This window comes from Candidatus Endomicrobiellum pyrsonymphae (genome assembly GCF_020328025.1).
Classification (GTDB): domain Bacteria; phylum Elusimicrobiota; class Endomicrobiia; order Endomicrobiales; family Endomicrobiaceae; genus Endomicrobiellum; species Endomicrobiellum pyrsonymphae.
The window spans coordinates 51,605-58,600 of the sequence record NZ_JAIXMZ010000001.1; the positions used below are offsets into that span (position 1 = coordinate 51,605).

Annotated in this window: 4 protein-coding genes; 2 read left to right on the plus strand and 2 right to left on the minus strand. The window is 36.6% G+C overall.

All coding sequences use genetic code 11. From position 1 onward, the window contains the following. Positions 1 to 199: 199 nt before the first annotated feature. Together LE180_RS00315 and LE180_RS00320 are read right to left on the minus strand one after the other, a co-directional pair. Entirely contained in the window at positions 200 to 2,689 is a 2,490-nt protein-coding gene (locus LE180_RS00315; RefSeq protein WP_374133501.1) for a hypothetical protein, read from the minus strand. A 343-nt stretch (positions 2,690 to 3,032) separates the two neighbouring features. Further along, positions 3,033 to 3,392, minus strand: a complete 360-nt coding sequence (locus tag LE180_RS00320) for a hypothetical protein (RefSeq protein WP_374133502.1) — start codon at positions 3,390 to 3,392, stop codon at positions 3,033 to 3,035. A 798-nt stretch (positions 3,393 to 4,190) separates the two neighbouring features. Here LE180_RS00320 and LE180_RS00325 point away from each other — a divergent pair. Both LE180_RS00325 and nadA read left to right on the plus strand, forming a co-directional pair. Next, on the plus strand, positions 4,191 to 5,138 hold the full coding sequence (locus tag LE180_RS00325; protein WP_374133503.1) for an L-lactate dehydrogenase: 948 nt from the start codon (positions 4,191 to 4,193) through the stop codon (positions 5,136 to 5,138). Between the two features lie 282 nt (positions 5,139 to 5,420). Continuing rightward, positions 5,421 to 6,344 (plus strand): quinolinate synthase NadA, encoded by a 924-nt coding sequence (nadA, locus tag LE180_RS00330; protein WP_374133504.1) that lies wholly within the window; start codon positions 5,421 to 5,423, stop codon positions 6,342 to 6,344. Positions 6,345 to 6,996 lie beyond the last annotated feature (652 nt).

Below are 6,996 nucleotides of genomic sequence, written 5' to 3' on the forward strand. Positions count from 1 at the left end.
ATGAAAATATTTTACAACAATGATGCAACTCCTAACCCTCTTTTCAAGACTTTGCCTTTCAAAGTCCCAAGTAGTCTTTGTCCTTTTTCTCCTCCCCCCATTGCCGTTCTCCATCTCAAACTCACGATACTCTTACTCATCACTCTTGCGATGACAATCAATAATATAGTATCTTTTGTGCGTTTGTCGCGCTAGTGTCTTATCCAAGCATTTTAAAAAATTCCACAGAAACCGCCTGAGCTAAAAAACTGTTTGTTGAAACAACTTCAACATTTACATTTCCGCTTTCAGTTTCAGTTATAAAGATACACACTTCAGTTGAATCTAAACAAAGATATTTAAAGCTCTTGGAAAGGTCAAAAGCCACTATATAACCTTTTCTAAAACTCTTATGTGTTACTCTCCATTCAAGTTTTTTTATTATATCTAAACTCTTATCAAAGCACTCTTTCTTTGACATATTAAACATCTGATTAAATCTTCTCGTATTTTCTTTATCGTAAAATTTCTCTAATGAATAACCTAAACAGCGATTTGCATAATTAAAAAATGCAAACGAGAATCTTAACATTCCGCTAAAACCTTCTCGAGAACCTGTATAGCCCTGCACGCTTAAATCAACGGAATAAGTACCGCCACTACCTTTAACGCCAATTTCTCCAATACCTGTTCCACCCTTTAAACTGGGTGCGAGAATATTTCTGCCTGACATAGTCGCATTAACAATTCCATCAAGTTCGTACTCGTACGCTACGTCGCAATAAAGACTTACACCTTTACTTACATTGTTTGAAAAATTTGCGCCTACACGAACGCGCTTTGAGTTTGTAGCTGCAAATTTAACAACTTCGCTTGTAGAAAGAACGACATCTTTACAATTTTGATGCGTAAAGAAACACTTTCCATACAAGTTAAGTCCCAGTTTATTGTTAATATCCCACAAATATCCACCGCCTGCATGAGCGCCGACGTATTGCGTATCATAATTGTATTTGGCAAAAACATCATGACCATATGTAATATCTAAACTGTAAAAGGTCGTTGTTATAGAACCTATACGACCTGAAACTTCGCCGTAAAAATTATTCCTGAAGTCAAAATACCCTAATACTCCGCCACCTTTATATCCAGCGTTTCCACCACCTTTCACAGACGAAAACTCGCTAAAGCTGTTAGATGTATTATAGTTACTGCTTCCATATTCGAAGAATGCTCCTGTAGTCAATTGCCCGAATTTAACATCAATTCCTTTGGCTAAACCTGTAAGCGCCGAAATTCCGTCAACCTTTGCATGAGAACCAGTGTTATATTTTAGCTTCACCCCAGAAGCCACTGTAAAATAAGAAACAGATTTAACACTGTTTGGACTAACAGATGTTACTGCTTCCGACAATCCTTTATCAGATATAACATCAGATCCTTGATTTAAAAAAGCAACGCTGGCTGCTCGACCTTCGGAAAATGACTTTACTTCTTGGTTAAATTCCGCATTGCTTGCCACCGTCAAATCTAATGTACTACTTGCTGTTGATAATTTGCAAGCATACCGAAGCGCAAACCCTTGTTTCAGTGTAAGTTTAGAATTATTTGTGGAACCTTTAAAGCCTTGATGACTTAGTATAAGCTGGAAATAATCACCAGCTTGTAACAATTTATGATCACCGGCGATGTAAACATTAATATTTGTCTTATCAAGATTTATCGGACACACATCATCATCTGAATCACAATTAGGAGAAAAAAGATCTTCTAAAGGATCAGCTGAATCTGTATCCGAACCTGGCTTACTACTAATACTAAGACTTTGCCCACCGTTTTCGGAAGTCAACACCCAATCTCCGGACCGTATATTCGCAGGCAAATAAAAATCATAGTTTTGAAAATTACTAACTCCTCTCTTAATCGTTAAACCTGATGTTTCTATACGCAGAGTATTCCCTGTAAATACATCACCATCACTCCGCGATGTCACCCCGCCGCAAAGAAATTCAATATCAATGTTTTGGTTTGAGGTAATTGTAACTTTGTTTTCTGTTGCATCACCTGTACCAAATACAACGCCACCACAAACAACTTTGCTTTCAATTTCACCTCCATTAATCGTGACAGAATTATCGGTGGCATCACCGCTATCAAGTACAGCGCCACCAAGAATATGCATACGACGAACTACGCCACCGTTAACTACGACAGAATTATTGATCGCATTACCCAAAGTAGTGCGTCCTCCAACAATAAAATCTTTATTTTTGATAGCAGACAAACTACCTCCGCCGATTGTAACAATATTATTAGAAACATTACCAGCATTTAGTACAATTCCGCCGGAAACAAGACTGCTCTCAATATCACCGCCAAATATTTTAATAGAATTACCGGTAGCTGTTCCATCGTAAATCACTCCTCCAAAAATACCCATCAAAATTTTATCCAGGTTTACTTTTTTCCCCTCATTAGTTTCAAGTTCAATAGCCTCACCTTTACGAGTATCGATCCTGATGTTGCCATTGAGTATTTCGATAGTATTCTCAGTAACTTCTCCGTGGTTAGTCAGTCCCCCAAAAATGCTCCCTGTTGTGTCACCACCATCGATTAAAACAATGTTATTAGAAGGACCACCGTCATCGCCAGTACCAAATCCTCCCACGACACTTCCAAACACTTCCCCGCCGTGAACAATCTTTACCATGTTACGGACAGGGCTCCAATATTTAAGCTTGCTTTTATCATCCGAAGGATAAGCATTACCATAAACATTCTTGTTTTCCTTTTCGTTTATGGTAATAGCAAAAATTTGATTTGAAAAGGAAGACATGAAAAAAATCAGTACAAAACATAAGCAGAACTTAAAATTGAAACGCACTGAATGTCCACGCGATGGCAAATTACCAGCTTTATTTTTATATTTACACAATTTCATATACAAATTTTTCATTTCGATAATATGCGGAGACTATTGTACAATTTTTAGTATCGTCAAACTTTAGACCCATAGCGTCTGCCTATTCACAACAACTCAAATTTTATCTCCGCTAGACATTATTTTGAATATCCTTAATCAATCTATAACATTCTATAACATTTTTTACAGCCATTCCGATTGAAAATATTTCTCTGTTTCTTTTCCAGTGTAGAGGTTTATTTCGGCAGAACTTTTCTTTTTTCTCATACATACCAGTCATTTCAGCGTGGTCATCGGAGATTTCTTGTTCTGTGCATTTCCAGCTCTTAAAACATTCATTTCTAGCAGGACGTTGTTTTTCAGAACATTTCATATACATCTTATGACCATTTGTTCTGTCTGTTCCGTCTCCTTTTTCACAAAACTTCTCTTCCGTATATCCAAAATCTGTAAAGCAACAAAGGACGATCTTTCTCTTTATTCTTCTCATCCTCTTAGATGAATGAAAGAAAAGAGACTACGCCTATAGCTCTCGATTTCTTCTGCGCTTCTAGAATTATTATTTCCGTAGCCATTACTATCTCTTTGTACCATGTCTGGAATTTTTTCCGCGAAGACAAAATACTAAACTAAAGACAACAATAATGGTTACTGCTTTCTTTAAATTCATCATTATATTCCACACATTCTTCAGATGTACTATCAAAACTAGCACATTTAAACAAAAAACGCCTTATAATTTACTTTTCAATATCTTGTTTTCTGTTCCTTTTAGAACACTTATCCTTCAATGAGTTCTGTTTCTTGTTACCACTACTATAATCCAAAGACAGCTGTATTGTACCATATATTGTGAATTTTTTGTGAAACTTTAAAAACTGATTTTCTCATCCTTTTACGTACTCCTCCTGCCCCGGCAATGTCTTTAGTATTGCCACACCTCATCTTGATGACGACGGGCTTTTGACCTCTACCCCATTCGATATTCCAACACTCTTATACACTTTATTATACTCGTTTTTATGGAACGTTCCAGGCAATGTCTTTGGCATACACCCTCTTTCAGAGAAAAGGGAATTTAATGCCGTGTCTTTATTTCTCTTTTTTTAAAAAAATAGGTCGTTCTTCCTTAGCAGTCTGCCATCGAATGTTTTAATCGAGGTGTGGCAGGCGAAGCGTGACGAGATATTATCACATTCCCAAATGAGAAAAACAAGAACATCTCACAATTTTATGATATACTATGGTTAAGCAGTTTCATATTAACGTGCACGAAACGGAGGAATATATGAATAAATTATCTCCAAAAGTTTGCATTGTGGGGTGCGGAAATGTCGGAATGCGTTACGCATATTCCATGATTATAAGTGGCGTTGCAAGAGAAATAATTCTTGTCGATTATAGCAGAAAAAAAGCTGAGGGCGAAGCTATGGACTTATCGCACGGCGCGCCGTTTGTATCGCCAGTTAAAATATACGCCGGAGATTATCCGAATACTGCAGATTCCGACTTAGTTGTTGTAACTGCAGGAAGAGGTCAGAAGCAAGGTGAAACAAGAATAGATTTGGTAAAAGGAAACGCTGAAATTTTTAAGACAATTATCCCTGAAATTGTAAAATATTCGCCAAATGCTATTATTCTTGTGGCTACAAATCCGGTAGATATCTTATCTTACATAACTTACAAAATTTCTGGTAAACCGTCACGCGAAATTATCGGCTCAGGCACAGTGCTAGATACCGCAAGATTTAGATATTTGATAAGTAAAGAATTAAATATCGATTCTAGAAATATTCATGCTTCAATTTTCGGAGAACACGGAGACAGTGAATTCCCAATATGGAGCAAAGCTATAATAGGGGATGTTTTCTTTAAAGACTATTTTGAAAACTGCGACGAGGAGTGCGGCGAACAAAAACTTAAAGGAATATTTGAAGACGTAAGAGATTCCGCTTATAAAATTATAGAGAAAAAAGGCGAAACTTCTTACGGAATAGGACTTGCGCTTACTAAAATATCAAAAGCAATCTTAAAAGATCAAAACAGTGTTTTGCCCGTTTCGTCTTTACTTGAAAACTATTATGGCATAAGCGACTTATACTTAAGCGTTCCCGCAATAGTCCATAAGCATGGCATAAGACAAGTAATGAAAGTTGCTTTTGCAGAAGATGAACTTAAAGCGCTGCAAAATTCTGCGGCAAAAATTAAAGAAGTAATTAGAGCTAGCGGTTTTTAACCAAAAAAGGACATACTCCAATACCCCGGCAGCTTCGCTACTACATCTTGATTAAAACATTCGAGGGCAGACTGCTAAGGAAGAACGACTTATTTTAAAAAAAGTGGAATTTTACTGCAACGTCTTTATTCTCTTTTCCTTTCTCGCCGTTAATTCCCCTTTCACTGAAATGGGGTGGGGCAAAGTCTAATGGGGTATTGACAAACAAGACGCTTGATAAAACATGTATCCTTCATGCGTTTGTCGTGATCGTAAGCAAAAATATATAACGGAGATACCATTGTGAACGAAAAATTAAATAAACTAAAAAAAGAAAGAAACGCTATTATTTTAGCCCACATATATCAATCGCCTGAAATTCACGATATTGCAGATTTTGTAGGCGACTCTTTAGAATTGAGCAGAAAAGCCGCTCAAACGGATGCCGATGTTATTGTTTTTTGTGGCGTACATTTTATGGCAGAAACAGCGTCCATCTTAAGTCCTGATAAAAAAGTTCTACTTCCTGATTTAAACGCAGGCTGCCCTATGGCTGACATGATAACCTCCAAGCAATTAAAAGAATGGAAATCTCAGTATAAAAATCCTGTTGTTGTAACTTATGTAAACACATCTGTCGCCGTAAAAGCCGAAAGCGATATATGCTGCACATCTTCCAATGCGATAAATGTTGTAAAAAATATTGTTGCAGGCAAAAATGCTAAAGATATGGACATACTCTTTGTACCTGATAGAAATTTAGGTAATTATATTCAAACCACTTCAGGTATAAAAATGAATATATGGACCGGATTTTGCCCTACGCATCACAACTTTATTTTGCCTGAATATGTTTTAGAGGCAAAAGAATATCATCCTAATGCCGAAATTCTTGTGCATCCTGAATGTCGTCCTGAAGTTGTATCTTTGGCAGATCGCGTCATGTCAACAGGCATTATGTGCAGATATGTTGCAAAAAGCAGTGAAAAAGATTTTATTATAGGTACAGAAACCGGAATTTTGTATAAACTTAGAAAAGATAATCCGGGGAAAAACTTTTATCCTGTAACAACCCTTGCGGAATGTCCCAATATGAAAAAAATCACGCTGGCAAAGGTTCTAGATGCGCTTACAAGTATGAAAAACACAATTTCTGTTCTAGATGATGTAAGACAAAAAGCTTATCTACCTATTCACAAAATGTTGCAAATTGCGGCTCAAAGTTAGAAATTTTCCTTTTCTAAAATTGCCTAAAAAATGTGAAGCGAAGGCGCTCAGTGGCAAGAATTTTTGGTACTTTTGTTTTGTTTAACAAAAGTATAGAAAAGTTTCACATTTATTTCACAACTTTGTATTGACATTTTATTTTTAGTAGTGTAGTATAGGTTGTGCTTAATACAAATCATTCATACTATATGTAGTATTCTATGAAAGTTTTTGGTCCTAACAGAAAATTCCGCAAGATTCGGAAGCATTTTGGCTACTATTAAAGAAAAACGAAAATCGTAACAGTGAAATGTAAAAACCACTACCTCAAGGATAAGACGACGCGAGTTAAGGTAACTCTATTTATGAGTCAGTGGACTTGCAGAGAAGTGTTCTGTTAGACATGTATAGTCAAATAGCTTTAAATTGCATCAGAGGTGTCTTTGCGAGGAATTGTTCCTTAAAAAACAAGTATAATAAAGTGTATAAGGGTGTTGGAAGATCGAGCGAGGAAGGGGCAAAGAGCCCGTTTTCATCAGGATCTCCAACACCACGAGGGTAAAAGCTTGATGAGGTTGCTGATGCGCAAACTTTAGTTTGCAGCATGTGAACAATTGAAAGCAAGAAGCTAATACCAAATTAAAAGGAGGCACAAAATGCCAAAAGTCTTATA

Coding starts and splice junctions, on each gene's coding strand:
- LE180_RS00315 (WP_374133501.1), bottom strand. CDS start 2,689: ATGGTAAAGATTGTTCACGGCGGGGAAGTGTTTGGAAGTGTCGTGGGA.
- LE180_RS00325 (WP_374133503.1), top strand. CDS start 4,191: ATGAATAAATTATCTCCAAAAGTTTGCATTGTGGGGTGCGGAAATGTC.
- LE180_RS00320 (WP_374133502.1), bottom strand. CDS start 3,392: ATGAGAAGAATAAAGAGAAAGATCGTCCTTTGTTGCTTTACAGATTTT.